The sequence below is a fragment of the Candidatus Magnetobacterium casense genome, from assembly GCF_019173545.1.
Lineage (GTDB): Bacteria > Nitrospirota > Thermodesulfovibrionia > Thermodesulfovibrionales > Magnetobacteriaceae > Magnetobacterium > Magnetobacterium cryptolimnobacter.
Window position 1 is genome coordinate 1 of the sequence record NZ_JABXWD010000454.1, and the last position, 2,492, is coordinate 2,492.

General features: G+C 50.0%; 8 protein-coding genes. All 8 read right to left on the bottom strand.

Features of this window, described 5'->3' with window-relative positions:
• On the bottom strand, positions 1-307 hold a 307-nt coding region (locus HWQ67_RS16220), incomplete at its 3' end, for a hypothetical protein (protein ID WP_218253727.1).
• Positions 300-467, bottom strand: coding sequence for a hypothetical protein (locus tag HWQ67_RS16225; RefSeq protein WP_218253728.1), 168 nt, complete (start codon positions 465-467; stop codon positions 300-302). The genes HWQ67_RS16225 and HWQ67_RS16220, both read right to left, overlap by 8 nt.
• 39 nt (positions 468-506) lie before the next feature.
• Positions 507-686 (bottom strand): DUF4116 domain-containing protein, encoded by a 180-nt coding sequence (locus HWQ67_RS16230; RefSeq protein WP_218253729.1) that lies wholly within the window; start codon positions 684-686, stop codon positions 507-509.
• Positions 676-858: a hypothetical protein gene (locus HWQ67_RS16235; RefSeq protein WP_218253730.1), complete on the bottom strand. Its 183-nt coding sequence runs from the start codon at positions 856-858 to the stop codon at positions 676-678. Before HWQ67_RS16235 ends, HWQ67_RS16230 begins: the two co-directional genes overlap by 11 nt.
• Positions 855-1,223, bottom strand: coding sequence for a helix-turn-helix domain-containing protein (locus HWQ67_RS16240; protein WP_218253731.1), 369 nt, complete (start codon positions 1,221-1,223; stop codon positions 855-857). The genes HWQ67_RS16235 and HWQ67_RS16240 overlap by 4 nt, the downstream gene beginning before the upstream one ends.
• A 111-nt stretch (positions 1,224-1,334) precedes the next feature.
• Positions 1,335-1,559 carry a hypothetical protein gene (locus HWQ67_RS16245; protein WP_218253732.1) on the bottom strand — a complete coding sequence of 75 codons (225 nt, stop codon included), beginning with the start codon at positions 1,557-1,559 and terminating at the stop codon, positions 1,335-1,337.
• Positions 1,553-2,284, bottom strand: coding sequence for an ERF family protein (locus HWQ67_RS16250; RefSeq protein ID WP_218253733.1), 732 nt, complete (start codon positions 2,282-2,284; stop codon positions 1,553-1,555). Before HWQ67_RS16250 ends, HWQ67_RS16245 begins: the two co-directional genes overlap by 7 nt.
• Positions 2,285-2,295: 11 nt before the next feature.
• Positions 2,296-2,492, bottom strand: a 197-nt coding sequence (locus HWQ67_RS16255; RefSeq protein ID WP_218253734.1) for a siphovirus Gp157 family protein, incomplete at its 5' end; no start/stop codon positions are given.

Consider the following 2,492-nt stretch of genomic DNA (forward strand, 5'->3'; position numbering starts at 1 on the left):
TGCGCTCTTGCAAGTCTTTCCGCAAAGCCTCTATTAGTTGATTGCGGAGTTTGAGGTTTTCTGTGAGAAGTCTTATTCTGTGGTTCTTCTCGCTGATGACATCCCACAAAGTCTCAAAGTCTGTCGTGTGCTCCCAGCACTCCTTAACGTCGCCGTTCTCAAGGATGGTATCTGACAACCACTCCTGACACTCCTCGCACCAGTTCATGTCAGGCGGTCGGCAAGAGCACCGTCTTTCCCCGTTCACGGGGTCTACTCTATGGGCACACTCGTTGAAAGTTTCGTCGTTTTCGCATTCGTTAGTCACGGCTCTCCTTTTTCTTTAAAGTTGCCGACGCGCCTGTCTGCGGGTTTATAGACCAAGACTGGTCAACTGTCGCCACGCCGTTTCTTAGCGTAACTAGCGTAACTATTGTATGCTCGGCGCCATTGATACAGATATCCATCCCTAAGTGAGTCTCAGTCATCTTTCTTACTCTCCTTCGCATGGACAATCGTCCGTGTGTTTAGCCAGCCAATTTGTCGAATACTGCTCTGTCGCGCACGTACTGGAGTGCGTCGCCGTCTTGCTTAACGGCCTCGGTGCAAATTGCCTCGGTTTGGTCGCGCACGTACTGGAGTGCGTCGCCGTCTTGCTTAACGGCCTCGGTGGCCTCTGCCTCATTGATTATCATTCTATATTCCATTTCTCTCTCCTTCGCACGGACAATCGTCCGTGTGTTTGTGGTTTTTAGACAACCCCTCCGGCTCGGTTGCCGGATGACCGAAAAACTTGAACATCTCTACACGCTCGACAAGATCGTTGTCGGAGATGTCGGGGATGGGGATGTCGTCAAGGTTAAGGTTTGGTAGTTTCATGGTTTGCCTCTCAACGTTTTTTGCAATAGTTCAATCAAACCCTCTAACTTATTACGGCTTTTCGTTTTTCGCATCGCACACCATATCGTCGGTAGGAGTAGGGCGAGCGAGACTTTATTCATGATATCTTTTGGTACTTCCCCACGCTCAACGTCTGCGTATAAAGCAAACTCATTGTATTCGTCTGAATCCGGCTTGATATAGAGAGCCTTTGCAATATATGCGATATCTTTTGGTGGCTTAGAAATGCCACGTTCAAGGCGACTATGGTTCGCGGCATCTATCCCGTTTAAACGACAGAATGTTCGCAACGTCAGTTTCAACTCCTTACGTCTTTTGCGGATGGAATCGCCGAATTGATTCATATTGCCCCTTCTCAAATTTGTGCGGGCTTTTTGTCATTCTTCGTCAGGCTACCCCGCGCCCCCTGACATCAGCCGACTCACAATGGTCGGCATCGTCTTAGTTAGGTCACTTCAAATACGCACATCGTATGAGTCGCGTACTATCTTCAAATCCAGGTCGGTACCATATTGCAAGAGCCATGCCGCATAATAAGGCTCTCCGCGATTAAGAAGATAATGGTATGCCTTTGCAAATCCTACACCGTCAGGGAAAACAGAGATAAGTCTTTCTTTCATCATGGGAGCCGCTCTTCTATCTACAAGCCACTGTTCGTCAATGAATGTAGTCTCTACCATGGCGCGTCCTCCGCTGGCACTACTCCACTGTCCCCGCTCATCTTCTTTCTCAGCTTTCCAAGTGTCGTGCCGAGCCATGCCGGTTTCTTCTCACTCAGCTTGTCAAGACGCAGATAAATCTCCTTACCGTCATTACCCGTAAACACCGAGCACTCCTTGAGCACTGCCTCCATGCGCTCCCTGTTGCCGCTACAATATGCGCCAAGTTCGGCTATCAGGGTTTCATGGACGGGTATTGTGTCATTCTTCGGGGCCTCAACCCTTCCCTTCGCGGCCTCGTATGACTTGTTGGCCGCCGCTTGAGCTTGTGGCGTAGACTTGTCATGCTTATTATGCGTACTGGCCGCGTTAGCGTCGTCATCGTCCTCGGCGCATATCCCCACCATAGACGCGAGGCCATACCTACGACCATAGGTTATAGCCGAGCCTACGCCCTGGGGGTCGTTCTTAACAGGTCGGAGCACTAAGCTTCCTGTTATATATTCCCCGCTCGTATGGAGTAGCGTTGTTTCGATTACAACCCCGTCTGACCAGGGCGCATTGGTTTGCACGACCGCCAAGCCGTTAGATATCAACGCCTCTCGGCAAGCATCCCAAATGCTTTCCAAGTCCGCATATTTTGACTTGAAATGCGGGTTTACAGACCCCTTGATGGCCTTTTGCATAGTCGCTTGGGCCTTGCATAAAGCTTTTGCCAGTTCTGCTATCGTCGCCGATTTTTCCATTTTCTCTCCTTTTAACCTATCCTCAAGTGTTCACCGTGTACAAGCTTCGCGCCTTCCATTACCTTACCCTTCTTCAAGTCCTCCGCCACCTTCCGCTTGTCTATAACCCAATGCTCAGGCACAAGCGTTAAATACTGAGCGTGAAGCTTCTTCTCATCCGTTATCTCGACCTTTGGCGGGTTGGCAACCCTCGTGATGTTGTGTAGAG